Annotated in this window: 21 protein-coding genes and 5 pseudogenes; 1 reads left to right on the top strand and 25 read right to left on the bottom strand. The window is 38.2% G+C overall.

What is annotated here, in order from left to right:
* Positions 1-50: 50 nt before the first annotated feature.
* The 5 genes and pseudogenes from ABK447_RS18015 to ABK447_RS20955 all read right to left on the bottom strand — a co-directional run.
* Positions 51-191: pseudogene (locus tag ABK447_RS18015) on the bottom strand (IS1595 family transposase); the annotation flags it as partial.
* A gap of 43 nt (positions 192-234) precedes the next feature.
* A pseudogene (locus ABK447_RS18020) lies at positions 235-381 on the bottom strand (tetratricopeptide repeat protein); the annotation flags it as partial.
* A gap of 485 nt (positions 382-866) precedes the next feature.
* The gene (locus ABK447_RS18025) at positions 867-1,391 is read right to left on the bottom strand and encodes an NAD(P)H-dependent oxidoreductase (RefSeq protein WP_015416878.1); all 525 of its coding nucleotides are present in this window, start codon (positions 1,389-1,391) and stop codon (positions 867-869) included.
* A gap of 172 nt (positions 1,392-1,563) precedes the next feature.
* A pseudogene (locus ABK447_RS18030) lies at positions 1,564-1,650 on the bottom strand (hypothetical protein); the annotation flags it as partial.
* A gap of 454 nt (positions 1,651-2,104) precedes the next feature.
* Positions 2,105-2,178: pseudogene (locus ABK447_RS20955) on the bottom strand (class D sortase); the annotation flags it as partial.
* Positions 2,179-2,426: 248 nt separating this feature from the next.
* Between ABK447_RS20955 and ABK447_RS18035 the strand changes: the two are divergent.
* The gene (locus ABK447_RS18035) at positions 2,427-3,662 is read left to right on the top strand and encodes a toll/interleukin-1 receptor domain-containing protein (protein WP_100001251.1); all 1,236 of its coding nucleotides are present in this window, start codon (positions 2,427-2,429) and stop codon (positions 3,660-3,662) included.
* A gap of 403 nt (positions 3,663-4,065) precedes the next feature.
* Here the strand turns inward: ABK447_RS18035 and ABK447_RS18040 are convergent, their stop codons facing one another.
* The 20 genes and pseudogenes from ABK447_RS18040 to ABK447_RS18135 form a co-directional block, all read right to left on the bottom strand.
* Complete coding sequence (locus tag ABK447_RS18040) at positions 4,066-5,241, bottom strand: Rap family tetratricopeptide repeat protein (RefSeq protein ID WP_060560222.1); 1,176 nt, start codon at positions 5,239-5,241, stop codon at positions 4,066-4,068.
* A 238-nt stretch (positions 5,242-5,479) separates the two neighbouring features.
* Positions 5,480-6,112, bottom strand: coding sequence for a TVP38/TMEM64 family protein (locus ABK447_RS18045; RefSeq protein WP_100001708.1), 633 nt, complete (start codon positions 6,110-6,112; stop codon positions 5,480-5,482).
* Positions 6,113-6,163: 51 nt separating this feature from the next.
* On the bottom strand, positions 6,164-7,228 hold the full coding sequence (locus ABK447_RS18050) for a cell wall metabolism sensor histidine kinase WalK (RefSeq protein WP_100001249.1): 1,065 nt from the start codon (positions 7,226-7,228) through the stop codon (positions 6,164-6,166).
* Entirely contained in the window at positions 7,225-7,911 is a 687-nt protein-coding gene (locus tag ABK447_RS18055; RefSeq protein ID WP_100001247.1) for a response regulator transcription factor, read from the bottom strand. The genes ABK447_RS18050 and ABK447_RS18055 overlap by 4 nt, the downstream gene beginning before the upstream one ends.
* Positions 7,883-8,491 carry a class I SAM-dependent methyltransferase gene (locus ABK447_RS18060; RefSeq protein ID WP_100001245.1) on the bottom strand — a complete coding sequence of 203 codons (609 nt, stop codon included), beginning with the start codon at positions 8,489-8,491 and terminating at the stop codon, positions 7,883-7,885. The genes ABK447_RS18055 and ABK447_RS18060 overlap by 29 nt, the downstream gene beginning before the upstream one ends.
* Positions 8,492-8,683: 192 nt before the next feature.
* Complete coding sequence (locus ABK447_RS18065) at positions 8,684-9,064, bottom strand: cystatin-like fold lipoprotein (RefSeq protein ID WP_100001242.1); 381 nt, start codon at positions 9,062-9,064, stop codon at positions 8,684-8,686.
* Positions 9,065-9,126: 62 nt separating this feature from the next.
* A pseudogene (locus tag ABK447_RS18070) lies at positions 9,127-9,468 on the bottom strand (hypothetical protein); the annotation flags it as partial.
* A gap of 183 nt (positions 9,469-9,651) precedes the next feature.
* Complete coding sequence (locus ABK447_RS18075; RefSeq protein WP_060560228.1) at positions 9,652-10,662, bottom strand: bifunctional lytic transglycosylase/C40 family peptidase; 1,011 nt, start codon at positions 10,660-10,662, stop codon at positions 9,652-9,654.
* Complete coding sequence (locus ABK447_RS18080; protein WP_221664180.1) at positions 10,659-13,028, bottom strand: CD3337/EF1877 family mobilome membrane protein; 2,370 nt, start codon at positions 13,026-13,028, stop codon at positions 10,659-10,661. Before ABK447_RS18080 ends, ABK447_RS18075 begins: the two co-directional genes overlap by 4 nt.
* A 10-nt stretch (positions 13,029-13,038) precedes the next feature.
* Complete coding sequence (locus ABK447_RS18085; protein WP_017418466.1) at positions 13,039-13,365, bottom strand: YddF family protein; 327 nt, start codon at positions 13,363-13,365, stop codon at positions 13,039-13,041.
* Positions 13,366-13,378: 13 nt separating this feature from the next.
* On the bottom strand, positions 13,379-15,874 hold the full coding sequence (locus ABK447_RS18090; protein ID WP_157774446.1) for an ATP-binding protein: 2,496 nt from the start codon (positions 15,872-15,874) through the stop codon (positions 13,379-13,381).
* Positions 15,762-16,286: a conjugal transfer protein gene (locus tag ABK447_RS18095; RefSeq protein ID WP_100001234.1), complete on the bottom strand. Its 525-nt coding sequence runs from the start codon at positions 16,284-16,286 to the stop codon at positions 15,762-15,764. Before ABK447_RS18095 ends, ABK447_RS18090 begins: the two co-directional genes overlap by 113 nt.
* Positions 16,287-16,297: 11 nt before the next feature.
* A complete protein-coding gene (locus tag ABK447_RS18100) occupies positions 16,298-16,546 on the bottom strand; it encodes a hypothetical protein (protein WP_100001232.1) in 249 nt (82 codons plus the stop codon).
* A gap of 15 nt (positions 16,547-16,561) precedes the next feature.
* The gene (locus ABK447_RS18105) at positions 16,562-17,626 is read right to left on the bottom strand and encodes a conjugal transfer protein (protein WP_100001229.1); all 1,065 of its coding nucleotides are present in this window, start codon (positions 17,624-17,626) and stop codon (positions 16,562-16,564) included.
* Between the two features lie 12 nt (positions 17,627-17,638).
* Positions 17,639-17,794 carry a hypothetical protein gene (locus tag ABK447_RS18110; RefSeq protein ID WP_189318802.1) on the bottom strand — a complete coding sequence of 52 codons (156 nt, stop codon included), beginning with the start codon at positions 17,792-17,794 and terminating at the stop codon, positions 17,639-17,641.
* Complete coding sequence (locus ABK447_RS18115; RefSeq protein ID WP_071347250.1) at positions 17,791-18,087, bottom strand: hypothetical protein; 297 nt, start codon at positions 18,085-18,087, stop codon at positions 17,791-17,793. Before ABK447_RS18115 ends, ABK447_RS18110 begins: the two co-directional genes overlap by 4 nt.
* A 5-nt stretch (positions 18,088-18,092) precedes the next feature.
* Positions 18,093-18,365, bottom strand: a complete 273-nt coding sequence (locus ABK447_RS18120) for a hypothetical protein (protein WP_047936384.1) — start codon at positions 18,363-18,365, stop codon at positions 18,093-18,095.
* 24 nt (positions 18,366-18,389) lie between these two features.
* Positions 18,390-18,656, bottom strand: a complete 267-nt coding sequence (locus ABK447_RS18125) for a DUF3850 domain-containing protein (RefSeq protein ID WP_232528646.1) — start codon at positions 18,654-18,656, stop codon at positions 18,390-18,392.
* A gap of 546 nt (positions 18,657-19,202) precedes the next feature.
* Positions 19,203-20,261, bottom strand: coding sequence for a replication initiation factor domain-containing protein (locus tag ABK447_RS18130; protein ID WP_100001224.1), 1,059 nt, complete (start codon positions 20,259-20,261; stop codon positions 19,203-19,205).
* Positions 20,254-21,675: a DNA translocase FtsK gene (locus ABK447_RS18135; protein ID WP_100001222.1), complete on the bottom strand. Its 1,422-nt coding sequence runs from the start codon at positions 21,673-21,675 to the stop codon at positions 20,254-20,256. Before ABK447_RS18135 ends, ABK447_RS18130 begins: the two co-directional genes overlap by 8 nt.
* Positions 21,676-22,047: the final 372 nt, after the last annotated feature.

Below are 22,047 nucleotides of genomic sequence, written 5' to 3' on the forward strand. Positions count from 1 at the left end.
TATCACAATTTTAACAAAATTTTAACTGACCTTGGTAAGTTGAACAAAGATTAAAAATTGAATTTTGACAATCGCAAACTGTCATATGTGTCCGTCATATCAAAAGAATCTCTTTAATGTGTTGTTTAGTGCTTTCGTTACGGCGACTATCGACAAATAAGACCAAGCAAAGTATTGTCCAGATAGTTTGAGTATTTTGATCACTTTGCAAATAAGTTATTGAAAACACACTACCTAACTGCAGCCAATAGACACCGGCTGATTTTCATCAATAATCTCCCCTTTTTTAATTTTCTTAGAGAGCATTAAGCTTCCTCGTTCATGAAAATAATCAGCGACTTCAATCGAAAAATTTTTAACATCAGCAAACATTCTCCTCGAAGTCTTGGTTTTCTTCCTTGCTTAGCAATACTTTCTCTGCTTTTGCAAATTGGAGTTTGAGGCATTAGTAACTACCTATAATGATGAAAATATTTGTGCGATGTCTACTGCAGATGACTTACTTTAGGTAAGCGGGCAGATTGTGGGCAGTAGATCATTTAAAAATAAGCACAAAAAAATACCAAGGATCTCTCTATTACCCTTGGTATCATTGATACGGCCGAGAGGACTTGAACCTCCACTGGTTATTCACCCGCTGGGCCCTCAACCTAGTAAAAACCTATCATGAGTTACAAAAAACTTTTATTCAAAGCATCTGTTTATTTTATTTATACTTATTTTCATCATTTTTCATGAATTCTGAGCACAAACTGGGCACCTATTAGAGACCAAGGAAATCTGCATTTCATCAAGAAATATGCACTCATCGCCCTGCTGTTATTAGTTTCACATCATTTGTTTCAGCTTCCCTCGCGAATACCGGATCAATGCTCAGCTTTAAGATAGTTAACCAATTTCTCCGCACTGTTCTTAACATCTTCTTTTGAAAGGTGAAGTGTCCCATATTGTGTAAAGGCAGGAAGAAAACGCATTCCTATATAGTTAGCAGTGACTTGAAACGGTCTGATAAGCTCGCTGATCGTGATATTATATTCTCCGCCTGCTTGATAATCAGATTCCTGTGCGCCTAAGGAGATCGCTAAGAGCAGTTCTTTTCCATGCAATTTAGTACCTCCAGTTCCATAAGCCCAGCCATGTGTTAACACATCATCTTCCCATTGTTTGAGTAACGCGGGACTGCTGTACCAATACATTGGGAACTGAAAAACAATTCGCTCATGATCTAACAGGAGCTGCTGCTCTTTTTCTACATCAATGATAAAATTAGGGTATTCACCGTACAGGTCATGAACCGTAATGTCATTCTCTTGCTTTAAACGATTCATCCAGGTTTTGTTGACAACAGACGTTTCCAAATTAGGGTGTATAACGATAACTAATGTTTTCATTTGACCGTTATCCTTTCTTCGCAGATTAGTTATTATTGCTTTTGTGATAAAGAATTGATTCTAATTTTAAAATAACAACTTATTTACACCTATTTTATCCTTTTTCATGAATTCAGGGCAACTAATTGGACACCGATTACATTTATAGCCTAGTACCCTTATGCCCCTACCCTATTATCTCGTGTCTAAATTCTAATAGCTGATCATATAACAAGGCATCTTTGTTTTCCTCCATGCTTAGCAATACTTTCTCTGCTTTTGCAAATTGGAGTTTGAGGCATTAGTAACTATCTATAAATAATGAAAATATTTGTGCGACGTCTACTGCAGATGACTTACTCCAGGTAAGTGGGCAGTTTGTGGATAATAGATCATTTAAAAATAAGCACAAAAAAATACCAAAGGTGGTTAAACCCTTGGTATTATTGAGATGCGGGCGAGAGGACTTGAACCTCCACGGGTATTCACCCGCTGGGCCCTCAACATTGTGATTCCGTATCACTGATTATGAAAGCTTGGTTTCATTACATTTCCTATTTTCATTTGCCAACATTTATATACGTTTATATGAATTATGGTTAAAAAATGGTGAGCCAAAATAACAAACACTCTAACCTTTATCATGTGTATTGGTTATAGTTTTAACTAACTTCTTCTTATTAAAAAGGCTGACGAAAATTTCGTCAGCCTAATCTTTAATATTCTGCATTTTCTCAAATACGCTTTCCATAAATGATATATCGTTTCGGTACATTACCGATATTGAAAAGGGATAACAGGTTGTAAGATTGCCGTTAATAATTGGTGAGCAAAAAATACCTTAACTTCTTTACTTCTAAAAAGGGTTATACTGCCTAGGCATGCCATGAGAGTGACATACATAAAAAAAGATGCTATTGAAAAGCAACCTGAAGCTTATTTAAAGTTCAAAAACATCCTTCTAAACATAATCCCCTTAAAGAAATCAGATCCTTAGCACCGTGAAAAGAATAAATATGGTATATTTAGATAAAAAGTTCCTATTAGGAGGTTTATATGGAGAAAGATGTCAAGGTACCAAAGGTTTTTATATCTTACAGTTGGTCTTCTGAGGCTCATAAACAATGGGTACTTGATTTAGCTAATAGATTAGAGGCTAAATCTGGAGTTGAAGTCATTTTAGACAGGTGGCACTTAAAAATTGGACATGATAGATATAAATTTATGGAAGAGAGTATAAGACAAGCTGACAAGGTAATAGTAATTTGCGATAAAACTTACTGTGAAAAAGCAAATAATAGAGTTGGAGGAGTAGGGTCAGAGACCATTATACTTACACCCGAGATTTACGAAGACACTAAACAAGATAAGTTCATTCCTATTGCAATGGAATCATCAGTCGATAACCAGTTGCTCTTACCTGATTTTATAAAGTCAAGATTGGTTTTACCGATTTTAGACAAAGGAGATTTTGAAAAACAGTATGAAGATTTAATACATCTTATTTGGGATGAGCCAAGGCTAACTCCCCCAAAAAGAGGAAGTAAGCCAGACTTCAAAAGTAGTAACGAGAGAAATGATGATTATGATATTGTCTTTGATAAAAGCAATAGCGAGAGAATAATTTGGTTACTCCCACGGGGATTTTTATTATTGAAAGACATAACATATCAAACACATGACTCTTGGGCAATAACTGTACATTATTTCAATTACAATGGAGAGTGGCAGCACGGTACACATTATCACGATTCATACTATAGAGACTGGGATAGAAATATGGAAGTTCAGTTTAGAAAACTTTCAATCCCAAAAGCTGATTGGCTATGGTGTCAAGCGCCTTTAAACTTAGTTAGGGATCTAAGAGATACAACTACAATTATTGATATAGCTAAAGTTATTCAAAAAGAACAACAATGTGATTATCCCGTTTATTATTATGGTCCACAAGAACCTATCCTTTTACCTAAAGTTCCTTCTGATTACCATTTTTATTATAATAATGGTAAAATTAGAGATATTTTAGAGTACTTAAATAATAAACAACTAAAAAATGAAACCGACTTAAATGAACTACATTCAAATGCGTTAACAATAAGGCAAAGCACCTACATTGAATGTCTTAAGTTCTTAGGCGAAAAAAACCCCTTATTTCATTTTGTCAAAGAAGTCCTTGATGAATATGATAAATCTTTTTCAATTGATGATTTAATTATATGGTTCGGTAGAATTGAAAACATACTTTCTAGTACATTAAGTCACGCTTATAATGATTGGAATCTTAAAAATTAAGTTAGAAATGAAAAAGAGCAAATTTTTAATATATGCTCTTTTTCTATGTTCGCTTAACAACAACTTTATCTTATGCGATATTTATCTCAATTGATTTGCTTATGCCCATGTAAATGAGTGAAGGCAAAAATACTCCTCAATCCACCACTACCAATGAAGGTTTGCTATTTAAGTACCTCTAATTCACTCCTAAAGTCAGCATATAAGCACATGTTCGGTGCTAATTAATATGAGTGTTGCACAGCCTCATCATTAGCTCGATATACACTAAAATTTCCGTGTCCCCATAAAATGAAAATATCGCTCTATTATAATCACCTGTTACGCACCTACTCTATCGTCAGCAACATGAAAAGGAGCTTTGATAACAGGGACATCATTTGTTAAAATCACTCCTGCAATACTACCCAATAAAATGACTGTAAACAAAGTCCGGCTGATCTTCATTAATAATCTCCCCTTTTTTTATTTTTCGTCTCGCATCAATACTCAGTCGATAATATTCATTGGAACGTGATAAATCCCCTTTTTCATAAAAATAATCCGCTACTCTGATTGCAAAATTTTCAATGTCTCCGAACATTCTTTTTTCATTCAGGTACGAAAAGGCCTCTTCAATTAAAGAATATTCATCATCAGTAAAATAAAGTCCTTCTATAATCTTGAATTTTGCATCATATTCTGAATCCCCGTATTTCTTTGCGACAGATTGCCCTTTTTTTAAATAAGGTAAGGCTTCAGCCAGAGACTTCTGTTTTGTTTTAACGTTTACTATATTGAACAATGTTTTTGTCACAAATATATGTTCAGTCTTTTCAAAAAACTCTAATGAGGTTTGTAAATATTCAGAGGCTTTATCATATTCACCTATGTAATCATAACAAATGCCAATATTCATTCGAGACATACCAATCAAGTAATCCGCTCCAATTGATTCAGCTATACGCAATGTGTCTCTAAACACATCTAGTGCTCTTTCATAATCTAAAGAGTCAATTAAATTTCCGGCAATTATATTTTGACATCTTATGGTTTGAACTGCATATGCATCGTACTGTTTGAAAATTTTAAGTGCCCGATTGGCATAATTTAAAGAGAAATAAGTCTGCTTCATGTAGTAATACACATGGGAGACTTTAAAAAAGAACTCTGCCCTTTCAATTTCGTCCTCCACCTCAAACAACTTTTTCTCCGCGATTCGATAAGCACTTATTGCTGTAGTAAGCTCTTTTCTTCTAAATTCATACATACCCATAAAGAAATAAAAATAATACTCCAACATACCGGTTAATTGACCTTGGGATTCAATTTCCCTTAGCGTTTCATATGCATTTTCTAAGCTATCCATATTCTTTGACTTCATATAGCTCAACATGATTTCATGTCTGAATTCTAGCAGCTGATAATATAATAGAGCATCTTGATTTTCTTCCATATTAGCTAGTTCAGCTTCTGCTTCCACTTTAATTCTTTCTGCTTCATCAACCAAATCACTTTTTATCGCCATGTACCAAGCATTTAGTTTTTTTGTCACCAAATCATATGGAATTTTGCTTCTCTTTAAAAAACCCTGCTTCAAGAAAGCTCCCCCATCTCCACTAAATTGTTGGAATATTTACATTAATTGTATTATGTCAGATTGAACATTTCTTGACAAAGTTAAAATGTAAAAAGGTACGAATTGTCTATTGAAGAATTTATTCTTTTCGTCTTTATTGCGGTTATTGTAAGTCCTTTGTGTCTTGACAGATTTTAAGCACAAAAAAAGAGCAGACAGGAAGTCCGCTCAACTATTAAAGGATTACGTGGTTTTGGTTTTACGCACTTTGCTTTTGCTTCAGGTTGTTCCATATTTTCACCGTTAAGATGGTAATTAATATCAACGAAACGATAACTAACACAATACCTGTAACTGACTCACTAAAATTGATAACGACAAAGCTGGACAATAGCACGATAGGAATATTTGAAATCAATACAGTTAACATGTATGCAGAATACCTTAACCCGATTGCTGCCGATAAAAAACAAATCACATCCGTAGGAGCTACCGGACAAATCATCCCCAATGCCAAAAACTTATAATTGTACGCTTCCAATAACTCTTTCAAGTCAGGATGTTTATCTTCTAGCATTTGAATTGTTTTTTCACTGGCGAATTTTCTTGAAAAAAGGTAAACCAATGTTTCGCTTATAAACAGGCCGGCCATTGATAGTAAAATGCTAGTCATCGGATCAAAGCATATTCCGCCCAAAAACATCAGCGTCATCCCGGGAATAAAAAAGAGAAGCCTGATGACCCACAGAGCCAAAAACAACAGCATCGCGTATTCCGCATGCCCTGAAATAAAGTCCGATACATCATTCATATCGAATGACAGCAAGTCCAACTCCTTTAAACAATAGACGCCTAAAAACCATATACATAATAAAACAACTTTATTTTTCAAATTTCCCACTCTCCGCTTTCCCTAACATCATAAGCAAAAGGAACACAAACTCTAGTGAATCGGGTGTTCAACAGTAAATGAAAGCCAGCCACCGCTGTAATCCGCATGAATATGACCGCTGTGAAGCTCAACAATTCTCTTTGAAATGGCAAGTCCGAGCCCGGTACCCTGATGACCTGTTCTAGCCTTATCCCCTCTGAAAAATCGTTCAAACAATTGATTTATATCGTCTGAAGGAAGATTTTCAGCTTTGTTTGACACTTTCAAAATTGCTTTTTCATCTTTTATTTTAAGGTTTATGAACAATTCAGATGGTTTGATACTGTACTTTAACGCATTCATAAAAAGGTTATCATAAACACGAACCATCTTTTCTATATCAATACATACAGGAACATGTTCTTCCGTAATTGATTTTCGGACAGTTAATTGTTCCTTTTCAAACATAGGAAAGTACTCTCCGACGATTTGTTCCAATAAAGCAGACAAGTCTGTTTTGCTGCGGTTCAAAATAACATCCGGACTCGATAAATGCGTATATTCAAACAGTTCATCTATCAAATATTTCAGTCTTTGTGATTTTGAATAAATCGTTTCAAGGTACTCCTGAAATTGAGCTTTACTGTTGTATTGTTCTTTTTTAAGCAGATCCAAATATCCGATAATCGATGTTAACGGGGTTCTTAAATCGTGCGATACATTTGAGATCAGCTCACTTTTCGCTCGTTCTAATTCTCTTTCATGTTCAAATTTACTCTCTAATTCTTCGGACATATAATTGATATGTTGTGCAAGCTGTGTCAATTCATCCCTGCTTTCAATCCTGATGGTCAAACCCAATTTCCCATTGGCAATATGGTGAACACTCTCCGTAATGCGTTTCAAATATGATATTTTTTTCCGCACCAATAACAAAAAAACCGCGATGAAAGTAAGCAACGCCGCAAAGTACTCAATCAGTATCGTGACATAACTGCTGCGCACGCTGACGTTGGTCAGGCCGGTTATTTTATAAAAAGAGAAAATAATGAGAGACATCATCCCTAAAGAAACAAAAAAACTGATAGCGATCGCGATCAGAAGCCTGACAATCAGCTTATTTCCAAACTTCCTCATATTTTATATCCCGTTCCCCATACCGTTTTGATATAAATCGGATGTTTAGAATCCTCTTCTATCTTGTCTCTGATCTTTGTGATATGAACCATTACGGTATTGTCCGACTTAAAAAAGTCTTCCTTCCATACCGCCTCATATATTTTTTCAACACTCATGACAATTCCTTTGTTTCTCGAAAGAAGCTCCAGAATATCAAACTCTTTCGGAGTGAGCCTGACTTCTTCTCCCCGCACCCACACCTGCCTTGTATCCGTATTAACGGTCAAATCGCCGATTTCAATAATGTTCGCCGTGCTGATCGTATCTGTATTGTATTTTTTATACCTTCTCAGTTGTGATTTCACTCTGGCGATCAATTCCAATGGGTTAAACGGTTTCGTTAAATAATCATCTGCGCCGGAGGCCAGCCCTTGAATTTTATCCATATCTTCCGATTTGGCGGAAAGCATGATGATGGGCAGATTGCGTTCTTGTCTGATCTTCATGCATGCCTCAATCCCATCCATATTGGGCATCATAATATCCAAAATAATCAGGTCAAACTCCTTTTGCTCCAATAATTTCAATGCTTCAGCAGCATCTTCCGCCTTATGCGTGCTTATTCCTTCATTTTCTAAATAGACAGAGATCAGGTTTCGGATATCTTTGTCATCATCCACGATAAGAATGCTTGTCCCCATATGAATCCTCCCTCGTTTTTTGCGGCAATGAACAGCTGAAAACATAAGCCGGGGGAATATTCCTGAATTCTCTCCTTACTTCTGTTTTGGGAAAGAATTGCTCAATCAATGCCTTTTTATATTGAGTATATTGGAATGTAATAAATTCTCCATGATTTCTTAAGATTTTAGCTGTATCCGTCAAAATATCAGCAGAAACGTTTTTTGGCAGACTTGCAAAAGGAAGTCCGGAGACGACATAGTCGGCATAAGGGATTCCATGCTCTTTTATATGCCTCTCAATATGTTCGGCCGATCCGTGCACAATGAACAGGTTCTGTTCCTCTTTATATTTTTCTTTCAGTAAAGCATAAAATTTTTCATTTTGTTCTATCAATAAGATTATTGTTTCGGGCTGCCGTTTTTCAAGCAGCTTTTTTGTAAATACTCCCGTACCCGGCCCGTATTCAACAATGTATTCAGCTTTATGAAAATCAATTTTTCCCATCATCTTCTCAGCAAGAAAACGCGAGCTGGGCAGAACGGCGCCGACAGTTCTTGGTTTGACTATATATTGAAATAAGAATAACAAACGCTTCATCTTTAATCTCTCCATCCACCCTTAAATTTTCGGGTATAATTTAATTTTTCCATTTGTCTCGAATTTATAAATCAAATTTTACATTCGAAACCTTAAGAAAATGGATCGAAATTTCTTAAGAATTCTTAAGATGAAGTATAAGTCTTCGTTTCTTCACAGGCTTAAAAGCAAAAAAAAGAGCAGACATAAAGTCTACTCCTTAGTTTTCGTTTCCTTCCCTTTAACTTCTTCATAATCAGGTGTTTTCTTATACAAGCCTAAACGATCATGCTCTCCAGTTGCAGGCATATGCTCCATTTCTTCATAATCATTCCCCATCTTCTCATAGTAATCATACGTTGAATAATTGAGCGATCCATCATTATAGAAAGCAAGCTGAATATATTTCCCACCATCATATACACGTATTACTGCATTGTCCCTTTTAACATCATCAGTATCATATCCATCTTCCATTAAAGAGTTTTTATATTTTTTTATTACATTATCAATCACATCATCATACTTATTTCCGCCGCACGCAGTCAGAAGAAGTATGGCGGATATACTAAGGAAAATAAAAAGGTTCTTCAAAATATGCACCCCCTCTTTTTTCAATATTCATTATACTTAAAATATGGATGTCTTTCCACTTTTTATCCATTTCCTTTTACCTGTACATCATCTACCAGCCACTTGTTCTTTTCCTTCTTCATCTTTGTTTGGACAATCAGCACTTGCTGACTGGTTACTGAATTCGCAGTAGTTGATACCTCTACAATGTTCAAAAACAATTCAGTCGAATCATCAATCGGCTTTGAATAGCTTTCCAACGAACGTAATTTGCTTTGTACACTAATAGAATGCTTTTTGTCAGATCGGGAAGGGAAGGCATAATCAAAGCCTTTTTCCGTGGTGTATTTTTTAACCTCATCATAGCGCTTATCAATATCACTGTAATTCAGAAACGCTTCAAAAAAAGCATGATTTTCAGTAGCTCCCCCTGATTCTGATTGACGTATTTCTTCTTTTTTAAGCTCTACCTGCTTCTCTAAAAACCCTTGTCTCGCTTTATCAAATTCTTGAAATTTTGAGTAAGCAAGATATCCCATCCCACATACCAAAAGTAATAACACCCCATAAAGAAGCCAACTCGCTTTTCTTGTCATAGAAACAACCTCCTAATTTTTAATGCGTCCAAATGACACTAAATGATTGCGCCAGTAGCCGGATTTTAGATCAGAATACTGAATACCGCTGTCATTTGAATTGAACATTCGACCTTCGCCAACATAAATGCCAACATGAGTAATTGCCTTTCCTTCATATGTGCCGCCAAAGAACACGAGGTCACCCGGCACGGCCTGTTTTTCACTGATCTTTTTTGTCGCTCCATGCTGTTCCTGTGCTGTTCTTGGAAGAGTAATGCCAGCCTTCGCATATGACCATTGAACAAGCCCTGAACAGTCGAAACCACTTTTCGGGTTTGAACCGCCCCACACATACGGTTGCCCTTCATATTTCAGAGCTTCTTTCATAATGTTTTCATAGCCATCTATTGCACCATCAACAGGCTTGACGTCCTTATTAGAACCTTTGAGATAACGCATCACATGGTCAACATAACTCGGGTCACCGTAGCTTTTCCAACCCATCTTAATAGCTTGAAGACGGCTGAAATCTAAAGCTAGTTTTTTCGTATATTTGCCGCCGTGCTTCTTTACATATCCGATAAATCCAGAGCCAAAGTTATACGATTGTAAAGCTAACCGGACATCTCCTCCGGCTTCTTTAAACACCTTTTTAAAATGTTTGATACCGACTTCAATAGAGTATTCCGGGTCAGTGATGGTATTTGGCGGCAACCCTATGCTTTCTGAACTTTGCATAATATCTAAAGAGCGCCCACCACTTTCCTGCATGGTGAGCGCCATAATCACATTCACTTGATCATATACGCCCTCTTGGCGAGCGTACTTTTCAAACGCAAATCGAAAACGTTCAACTTCCGGAGCTATGCCAACAGTTTCGAACTCTCCATCTCCGCCCCCGATTTCATCGTTACCAATGTCATGTTCGCCCGAAATCAACATGACGACAGCCACCCCTAAAAGAAAGAAGAGGATGACAGGTGCTGAACATATGAGTATCCAAAGCTTTGTTTTTGGTTTCGTCTTACTTAAAACTGTCATATCCTTTCATCCTCTCTTAGTCTATCTATGCCTTTTGCTGATGAGCGACCCACAATATCCTGCAGGGGAAGGGTTTCCACCTTATTCATCACTTTTGGACTGTTACGTTTCAGCGTCACAGGCTTTTCAGCGACCTTTTTCGGAACTTCACGATTTACGAATCGATTTTCACTGCTGGAAGAAACAGACTGTTTTTTCTCCATAGAAAAACCATCTGTTCGGACTTTTGAAGGTGTCTCAGATGGTCTTATAACTGATTGATTCGGTTGTTTGTGTTCTGTCTTAACACCTGAATACGGAGTATATTGTGTTTCCTTCTGAACCTCTTGATAAGTCGGAGAAACATTTTCCCGTTGCACTTGTGCTACCTGATGGTCATAACCCTTTGCCCGGTGCTCTCTTTCACTAAATTGTTGTTGGTCTGTTCGTTCTTCTTCCGTCATCGTTTCTTGATGTAAAGGTGCTCTTTTTATTTTATCTTCTTCCTGTTGATGAAGATTTCCGTTCGTCTCATAAGAAGCAGCATCGTAATTCTCAACAAATTGCCTTTGGTCAGACCGGTCTTTTTCATCCATCTTCTCTTGAAGCATTGGTGCACGCTTATAAGCGTCTTCCTGCTCTTCTTTCAAAACATCATCTATCATAGGAGCTTTAACACCTTCTCGCCGCCAGTCTCTTGTAGAAGAGTTAAGCTGTTGTTTTTTCTGTAATTCACTCGGCGTTAATCTAGGCTGTTCTTTTCTCATGTTTTGCGGTTTTCTTTCAAGTGCCTTTCTCTCTTGATCAGATGGTGGGGCTACAGATGCTTTTTCATTTTGTTGCGGCGTCCTCGAAATAGCTCCCTTGTTGAATACAGTCACCATCCCCGGACTGCTTCCACCTGCACTCGCTCCCTCAGAAGATGGCGATTCTTGATCTTCGAATCCGCCTTTTCCTTTTCTGTTGCCAAATACCTTTCCAATTTGTCCAATTGCCCCAGATAGTCTGCCTGCACCTTTTTTTGCAGCTTCCCAAGAAGGCTGTACATATTCCTTTCTCATGTTGTCTACCATGTTATTATCGATAGATACAACTTTTCCGGCAGTCACAAATTGAACAATCGAATCTCTCTTCTTAATTGCAATCCACATTACAGCCGCCAATACAACCGTATTTAACAGGTACATTCCAAATCCATTAGGAGGGACGAGTGTATCAACCATGAAACAGAGGACATATACAAAAAGTATTAAAATGCTCAACATTGCTTTTAAAAGATAAATGCTTAGCAAACGTCCTAAAGCAACAAAACCTGACATAGCAAGTTGCGGGACATAAGCAATAATAAAAGCAAACGGAATAAAAAATACAATCGCTAAAGCGATAATCTGTAATAGGAAACTGAGGAACGCCAATGCAAGAAAAGGGATTCCAATTGCTATTGCCGAAACAACAGCTATAACCGATTCCCCCAACTGATTAAACACATTCCCCGAAGTCATTGTGTCATTGTTATATTTTTTTATTTCGATTTTCTCTATATATTTCTGTTTTTCCTTTTGACCTTCATCAGACAACTTATAGGACAACAGCTTATCAATACGACTTAATTCTTCTTTGCTGTCTCCTTTCTCATTAATTTTAGCCGCACTTGTTTGATCATAGTTTACAATCAGGTACGGTTTTTTTAAGGCAATGTCAAAATACACATTACGCATTACAGCAACTGTACCTTCCATTTCCTTACCTTTTTCTATTTTTGATGCGTCAGCATAAACCCCCTCATTTTCTACTATTCCAATCAGCCCGTTTCCTGCTTTCAACAGCTTCCCTTGCAACTCAACAGAAAGGGCATTTAATCCCTTCATGTAATAACCGGAGTTTGATACCCATAAGCCCCCAATGACCAGCACAACAATAAAAAGAATGCTACGCCTCATAGCATCCTTTGCACTTCCTCTTACAAAGAAAAGGTACACAATATAACCGCCTACAAAGATAAAAAGCGCTTCCCCAAAATTCTTTTTCAGCGACTTATATACCGTTTTCGATACATTCGTGATGCTGTCTGCAAATTTATCTATCGGTTTAAGGTTATACATAATATCCATACCAGCATCGACCACACGAACGATATTCCCTGCAAAAGAAAACGTCACATTTGTCATCCCTACAAATGGACCTTTGAGCATTTCATCAGATGCTTCATTGTTCGCTTGATAGCGAGAAATCGGAAATCGTTTAGACTCTAGTTCAACGCCTCCTGACTTTTCGATTTTGGGCTGTGTGGTTGTGTCTCCATCCGCCGCAATGGTAGACACTGCTGTTATGATGGTGAGAAACAGCAAAATGACAGCTGACACTATAAGAATTTTTTTCTTTTTCATGTCGTTCCTCCTAATCCAGCCTTGTCAGTAAATAAAACTGATAATTTGCATTCGCTAAATCCCTTTCGGTCAGCACCTTCCATTCAGGAAACCGATCATACAGTTTAAAACAAATTGCTTTTTGATACCTCATGTGCCTGAATATTTTACGATTATGCTCCACTCTAATTCCTAGCAGCGCTTGCATAAATAGAGCCGTCGACCTGTGCCCGATAAAGCTTTTATAACGCCAACCGTAACACCTCAGTACATCATGAACTTCCTGTATCGTAATTTTGTCAGCCTTATAACAGCCCGGGCTGGTCAGAACCAAAGAATTTAAGAGCGCAACCTCCATTTCTCCATCCCCTTTATAAATATTTTTCCTCGGCGTATGCGACAGCTTTTTTCTCAACTGTTTTCAATGCGCCTTCCCATTCTTCAAACAGACATTCAATTGATATTTTGGCAGTACGGCCATAATAATCTTTAAAGAGACATTGTCCCTGAAACATGGATTCCATCATTTTCAGATTTTCTTTTGTGACCTCCATGTTCATCCACTTCAACACGTCTTCACGTTCGTTCGGTTCATCAAAAGCGAAAGCAACACCAAAGTTACCGTTGTCCTCTTCTTTCAATGCGTCTTTTGTAGACTGTGAGATAAAATACTCAGCGTTATTATAAGAGCGACCTATACGCCGCATTTGACGTTCGACTTTTTTCCCTTGTTGTGACGTTGTAAATATCCATGCTTCATCTATAAATTCAACAGTCTGTTCATCTGGATTCATTCCAAACAGCTCACAGAATTTACCGAGTGCAAACATGACGGCACTTGATTTTAATTGTGAGGTTGTATAGTTCTCTAATCGCTCAGAGTGCTCCGGCAAATCCATATTTTCAACTTCTAAAATCGTGATTCTTTCTTCGAGTGAAAGAGCCGGATTCGATCCATCATGAATGCATAATTTCAGGATGGAGTCCGCCACAACTTCATTTAAATAATCGCCTGCTTTTCGCACGGCTTCTTCCGGATGATTCTGCATTTCCTTCACGATATGAAGGGAGCCAACTTGTTCCCCTTTTTGTTTCATCTCAATGACATTTGATGTCGCACGTAGAAACGCCGTATTCACATCGTCTTTTCCTTTAAAGTCATAGACTTGCTCAAAGATGACTTGAACGAGGTCTTTCGCTTTCATAGGCGGGAGGAAGGAAATCGGGTCTAATGCGCCCCAGTTTCCTTTGTCCTCATGATCTAACGTAATATAGTTGTATTTTTCTAAATGAGCGATATACATAGGGAACTTTCCTCTGATTTCTTGATCGTTTAAAACTCGGCGTATCCATTTCCTCATTTCTTTTTTGGGGTCAATATAAAGCGCCTTAACGTTCAGCATGCTGATATAGTTAAAAATCAATTTTGCGAGATAAGACTTTCCGTTCCCTGTGTCTCCTGTAATCAGACAATGAGGTGAACGTGTCTTCGACCCCTTTAACTGTTGGTTCGCTAGGAAAGGGTGAAACAAGACAAAATCACGACTTGATAAAATGGCGCTTTCCAAATCGGTATGCTCTATAAAACGATCAACCCAAGCAAGAAAGAATCCTATTTTTGAACCTATATCAGAGTTAACCGCAAACAAACCTTCAGCCAGCCCATCTTGTGTTGTTTTTTGAATCCAGTTTTTATCCGTCATATCTAACCTTTCGCCGGGCAGCATCTTATAAAACAGTTTCAATTGATCCGCCACAGGAAGTCTGCATGTGATGCCTGCCCCTTTTAAATGACGCCTAACAATCGTAGCCTTTTGGGTACAGTCCTTTTTGTCTTTGCCATGAACCACGATGACGGCCAGCCAGTTCATCAAGTACACTTCTTCTTTCTTAATTTCATCTTGCAGATGCCGCACCATCGTCGCACTGGTCACAGTTGAAACATCACTGCGGTCACCTGTGCTATGCTGTTCACGCTGTTCCTCTTTCAATTGTTGTTTCTTAATATTTAAGGCTGGTTTAGTAATAGACTTCGATTCTGTCTGCGCCTTAATCTGTACTTCTACTGGAAACGGAAGAGCCTGCGCTTCATAAAACAAATCACTTTCAGACATGTTGTGCAAAAATTCATCAACGACAACAAAAGAGGTGAAGCCTTCATCTTGATCACTATGGAGATGTAATACGGAAGGATGTGTAGGGTCAATAAGTGTATTCGTAATTGATCTGACGTTTCTAATCTCGCTTTCTTCTTCGATTCGATGCTTTAAGCCACGCACAAAATGATAACGATTCATATACGTCATTTCCTGCTTCGTGAGCCGTTCACCCCGAATTGACGCCATTACATTGGCTAATGTCTCTTCAACCTCTTCATACTTATAAAAAAAGGAGGTCGGAACATTTTGTTCCCACCCCAACATTTTGACGACTGTATCAGTCGCCGTATTGAACAATGACAATACATTATCTTTCATTTCACCACTGATGTTAACAAGGCTGTTTTTCAATTTAATACCGAAGATAAAATCATACTTGGTAAGCCGCCCTAAACGCTGTTCCAAGAGTCTTACCGTTTCTTCATTGTAATAACGAGCCACATCCAAAGCATCTGCGGCAAGATCAGATTCTAAATCCTCAAATCGTTTTTCTAACTCATATTCACTTGGATACATCATTAAATGAAAGTCATCATATGATGTAATTTCTTCGAATAAGTGTTTCCATTTTTGCTTATAATTCTCGACTTTTTCTTTATTCTGCATTGGGATGGAACTGCTTTTTATTCGGTAATACGCCCAAACGTCTCCCGCTCTTGTCAATAACAGGTTCTTGTGTATGGCTTTCATCGGTGTTTTTAATTTCATTCGATTTTCCCACCACCTCTACTAATTTTCGGAACTCAATTTGCTTCTCATTACTTAAATCCACCTTGCGGTCATGACAAAACTTCTTTTCAGGAAGCTTAATCAGAAAATAGTATTTCGCGAAGTCAAAGAAATACAGATAGATATTTTTTCCTTCCGGTTTAATTTTCGTTACAAGTATGGTTAAAAATACCGGAGTACCAAAAATCACAATAAAGAATGTATTTTCAAAAGCGTGAGGAAAAATCATCCTCACGCCGTACCAAAAACCAAAGCATAGACCCACAAAAATAAAGTAGTTGATTGCAGGTATCAACTCAATAGCAAACGGCAATGAAAAATTCTCGGTAAGCTGTTGAATTTTTTTTGGCTCCCGCATTGCCTTCCGATAATTAAAAACTAGACGCCCCACATCATCACTCCTTACAATTTGTTCATGAGTGCGTCAACCCAGCCGGAGAACTGCGACCAGTGATGAATAATCCATGTAACAGCACTTCCGAGAACACAAGCCGCCACAATTCCGCCTATTTTCAATTTCACGAAGTGCTTAGCAGACAAAGCCACGACAACAATCACAATGAACTGTGTGACAATATCCAACACCCAGCCTTTAACCCCGCTAAGAGTAGGGAGGCCAGCCCCCATAATCAAATGGTTGAATAAATCCATTTTGTTTTCCCCTTTCTAATTGTGTTTTAATTCATTCACATAAAATTGACCGCTGTTCTCTGTTAATTCGAGCGTAAAGCTTTCATTGACAGGTATCTCGTTTTCTTTTTCTTTAAATTGGACAGCACAAATAACCTCGAAACCTTTTTTCGTCCCGAAGATTTTAGCGTTTTTCACTTCACCGAATGCAAGGCTTCCTTGAAGCGCTTCCGGCTTTTTCATCATATACACCATTTCCTCTTGTTTTTCAGAAGCATATTTTTCAAAGAAAGATGTAAGAAATGACTCAATCGCTTCCTTTTTATCTCCTGCGTATTCATCCCTCGTTTCTTCCTTCTCTGAAGCTGATACATTGCCCTTTAAGTCGTATATCTCAGTGAAGTATGGGACAGCAGAGACGGCAAATGCATCGCCTTTATTGACTACAGGAATATTTAACAGCACTTGTTTTTCAGCTTTTTCATTTTCTGTGACTTTCTCCTTCACTTTCTTTTCCTTTTTCCCATCCTTTACTTTTTTCTCGACTTCTTTTTCCACTGGAAAGAGATTCGTATATGTCACTTTGTACTGAAAAAGCTTCCCTTTATCACCTTCTTTCACGTTATACAAGCTGTAATCATTTAGCTGACGATCACCCTTAAAGCCATCCATATCAAAACGTTCGCCATCTTCAAAGCTCGTTTGTGTCTGTTTCACCATGAAACTTTCAAGATTCTTTTTTCGTTCATCGATGGCGTCTTGATCATTTTTCACGTTGATATATTCATTAATGAAGCCTGACAGAAAATTTTCAGCCGCCGTTGTAGACATTTTCTGTTTTTCGCTTTCAGCAGGCTTACTGGATTGATTCCTTATATCATTCACAGCAGATCGGGTATTAACAGACAACAAAACAGACAGGATACAAAAGAGAAGTAACGCTCCTACACACGTCCACAACGTCCCTGCGACCAGTCGGGTACGATCTCGCGGCACTTTTGTATTTGTTTTCTCAGGCCGACGGACTTGTTTCATTTTTTGGATAGCAGCCTTAAAAAATGATTCTTCTTTTTTCTCGTTTTCATTTTCCTTTTGAAGCATCTTTTCACCCCTTTAAGCTGTGCCTTCGTCATTTACAGGACATCTCATTTTTTGAGTAAGTCTCAAAACTGAACGGGCAATTTTTTCACAGTTCGGCTCATTGGCTTCACTCACAAGCACGGTGAAAGGTTTTCCATTAATCTCGCAGACCTTCAAAACCTCTTTCATTTTGTACCCCCACTCTTTATTTGTTTTGTACTTTCCAAGAATGATAAAAAGGATGCTACACGAAGTAACACCCTTTTTATGGCTTGATTCTCTATATAAACTTTTACACTTGTCATACGTCCATCCGGCAGATACCTCGTTTTATAAAAGGTGTATCTGTACTCAGAAAAACCTTTGACCCTTTGACCTTCCACAACCAACATACAATCTCTGCTTAGACTCCTTACAAAAACCAGCGACGGGATGCCTACATTAAACCCCAAGCTTCTGAATTGATCGTCAACAGCAGACATACTGCTCACCCCTTATCTAAGTGAGCACTTTCAAATTCCACGTTTTTTTCTTCTGTTTCACCATCTTCATCTTCTAAGATGTTGAACATTACAAACAGCTTCCTTGTGTAATTCTCTACAACAGTTAAGATTTCAACTAAAAATCGTTCAGCTTCTCTTGTGTAATAAATGACGTAGTCCTGCATTTTCTCTACTATACTTTCAGCATCATGCACACATCCAAGTGCCTCCAATGCACTTTCCAAAGCCGCCCGATTGAGAAGATTGACGTTATTCACCTTTATTCCTCCCTCATGCATGAATTATTTGAATAAGACGCTATTATTTTCTCCTTCCTTGATTTTTTCGACCCTTAACACTATAAGACCAGGAGTCAATGACTGACGCCTATTCAAAACTAGCACTTCTATAAATCGCTTCGTACACTCACCCTTCCATTCATGGAGGCACAAAACATCTTGGGCCTTATAAATATTTTCGCTGACTGTAACCTCTGTAGCCCCTTTAGAAATAGCTTCAAACTCTTCCGGAAGTATCTTTAGATGATGAACGATCACGAAAGAACACATCCCTTCACTTTACTGCGCAACTGGTTTGGAATAGCCAATAACTTCAAAATGAACATCTTTTTCGTGCTGCTCTTCTAATTCATCTTCCTCGACAATCGAAAACATTGCATATACCTTCTGGTAAAACCATTCACCTCAGCAGTTACCTGAACAATAAATGATTCTTCATAAAGAGCGACTTCTTTCATTTGTTCAACAATTTCATCAAACAAATCTAAATGGCCAATTGACTCTAATTACCTTTCCAGCAAATCCGGATTAAGAAGGTTTACATTTACCATCCAACACCTCTCCTTTATTGGGCTTTGCCCAAACCCACCAACGTTAGCCCGTTGGATCGCTAATAATCTATCCCCCTATTCCCCCGAATCATCGGGGGACTCCCTCGCCGGTAGGCAGGAACAAACGGTTGTTTGTTCAATGCCAAGAGGGTTTTGGTGGCGCTGAATATGTCAACTCCTTATCCTCACTTCGTTCCGGTACCGTTGACACATACGTTTAATCGCATCACCTGTGTTTAAGAGCGATAGCAGTCTATTTAAACCTTTAAACGACCATGTCCCTCACTTCAGCAAGAAACACATCCAGCATCTTTTCTTGTTTCTCTGACAGCTCGGCTTCCATAATCATGTCCGAGAGGTCATTACGTCCCAAATGTTGGTCAGCTTCCAACACCATTTTCATGGTGGGGGAACATGAGTTTTTCAGCCAATTCCTTGTTTTCTGGTAAAAGTCTCTTTGCGGCTTCATGTACAGTTGAAGTTTCCCTACATCACCTATAAATTCAGACCAAAAAAGGCTCGTTTTCCAATGCTCACGAGTGACTTTCTCGTTAGCATCAACGAACCTTACATAATTATTAATGATCTGCATGGCGACTAATGTTAAGTCTTTCGTTTTCATCAAAGCATCAATTGCGGCTTGCGCCCGTTCATTTTTTAAGCGCAATTCATAGCGATTCCAATCACCTAATTCTTCTAACGGGATATTGTATTTTTCAGCTTGTTCATAATTTTTCTCATAAAAGCAGAGGTACGCTTCTGATTTTTTTGAACCGAAATAAATTGTCGTTCCGCCTGTTACACCATCCGATAAATCGAATGAGCCATTGAAATCAGATTTCCTAAACCGTGAAATACATTCGCCCTTTTGGGCTTTTTTCAACAATTCCGGGATTGAAAAGTATGTTTTTTTATCGTCAATTGCCAGATCAAGGCGAGTAAATGAACCGCCATTCTGTATACAGTCTTGAAAGAAATCAAACCATGTTTTCTTCCGGCAATCTAAGAACGACTCAAATTGCCGACAGCCTTGACCCGATAACTCGACCAGAATACCTCTATTATCTCCGGGCGGAGAGTAAAAAACTTTGATGAAGTCCAGCTCAAACGTTCCGACATATCCGTAAAAGCCGTTTGGCTTTTCTGTCATGAAATCTTTGTTCAAGTGAAGAATGTTCTCGATAATGTAATCAACATCATGCGTTTTGAAAGTCACACGAATGTAGTCAACCATTGATGTTAAAGGCTTTTCAGCGTTTTCTTCTTTTTCTTTTACGATTACTACCCCCCTGTTAGCGTGGGGGGGTTTTTGTAGTTCACTCACTCGCTTCGCTCCTTCGCTCACCGCTGGCCGTCTGGTCGCTTACGCTGCCGCTGGCGACTGCCGTCGCCTGCGCTCCCTCGACTCCAACCAGCGATTCCTTAATAGATGACATGAAATCATACCCCTTCGGCACAATTGGACTGTAAAACTCTAAAACCGAACCTGTGCCGACATCGGCATATCCTCGCCCTGTCACTTTTTTATTCACAAACGCTTTGTCAACATCACCAAACATCATTCCGTAACCTGTATCAGACATCAAGCCTAACGATACACGGAAACTAAACTGATCTCGTATTCCGTCCGCTAGATATTTTGCATCCGGACGCTGTGCCCCTAAAACAAGAAAATAACCAGCTTGTCGTCCCAACATAACCAATTGTTTCATGTAGGATAAAGCATCATTCCTCTCTTTCATGTCCAGCAAATCCATGAACGCCACGTATTCATCAAAGAAGATAAATACAGGCTTCAACCCTAAATAGGCATAGTTTTCACCCGTCTTGTAATTGGGCATTTTCTTCATTTCATCCATTCGCTCCATCATGCCATCAACCGACTTTCTCAAACACATAAGGATGCCATTTTTCTGCGAATAGACTCTTTTCGGCAACACCTCTTCCAAGTCGGCTAAATCGGCATTTTTCGGGTCTAAGATTTTCAGATCGGCCCCAAGCCCTACACACGCTTTTATGATCGTTAACATGAAATAAGTTTTCCCTCCGCCTGTACCGCCGGAGATCAGCATATGCGGCAACTTATCAAACTTCCACGACACATGTTTCATTAATGGCAAGACACCATCTTTCGCCACTGCGTCATCTATTGAAATTCGGTTTTTCTTCACATCATAAAGCAATTTAAAGCAGACAAAGCCTTCTTCCATTTCTTTATCCACCAGGTCACAAAATAAGCCGTTTTCCAAATCCTTTCCCAAGTCTAGGAAGCGATTCTGAAAACGGCCCATGTCCATAGCTATACGGATATAAATGTGATTGTCTTTGACTCGATAATACATTCTTGGAAAGTAAGTGATTTTTTCTTTAGCAGCCGTGTCATTCGAAAACAGCTTTTTCACTTGAACGCTTTCCTTTTCATAAAACTTATTCGAAAAGATCATCCTCGCAATTTTTTGCCTATGATACAGCTTTTTATACGCATCATGAAACAGAAAATAAGCTAGGATGACAGCTCCCGCCGCGGATAAAAGAGAGCACAGCACACTTTTAATTAGCAACGGGACATTCCATTCAAATTGCTTTACGGTTTTCATAACATCCAAGTGGAGCAAATGATCTTCCCAGAAGAAAAACATAGATAATAAAAAAACAGGTACAAATATGATTGCACCTGTCATTATTACATTGTTTCTCATTCTAGGCCGGATTCGAACCCCCCTATACTTCCAAAGCATTGTTCTAAGCCTAGAAATGATAATACACTCCTAACGTTTAGATTTATCCCTCTTTTTCTCACGCCACAACTCCCTTATGTCCATAATTAGAAACCGGCCACCAAACAAAGCAAATATACAAATTGACAGAAAAACGGTGATGAAAATATCAAAAGGCAACCAACCCACAGGCTTACGATACCAAGCGTAAAACACGAAAAATACGGCCCACAAAACAACACGAATGATTATTGAGAGAGTTGTTTTTGTTTTAAATGTTTCTAGAGATTTTTTTATAATTTTTAAAACCCCTTCCACTTTACAGTAAATGGACATACCCCCTTAACTTTTACCAATCATTCTAAAAATGATAAAATATACAAAATTAATAAC

The organism is Bacillus sp. hwrm1 (genome assembly GCF_040207805.1).
Taxonomy (GTDB): Bacteria; Bacillota; Bacilli; order Bacillales; family Bacillaceae; genus Bacillus; species Bacillus velezensis.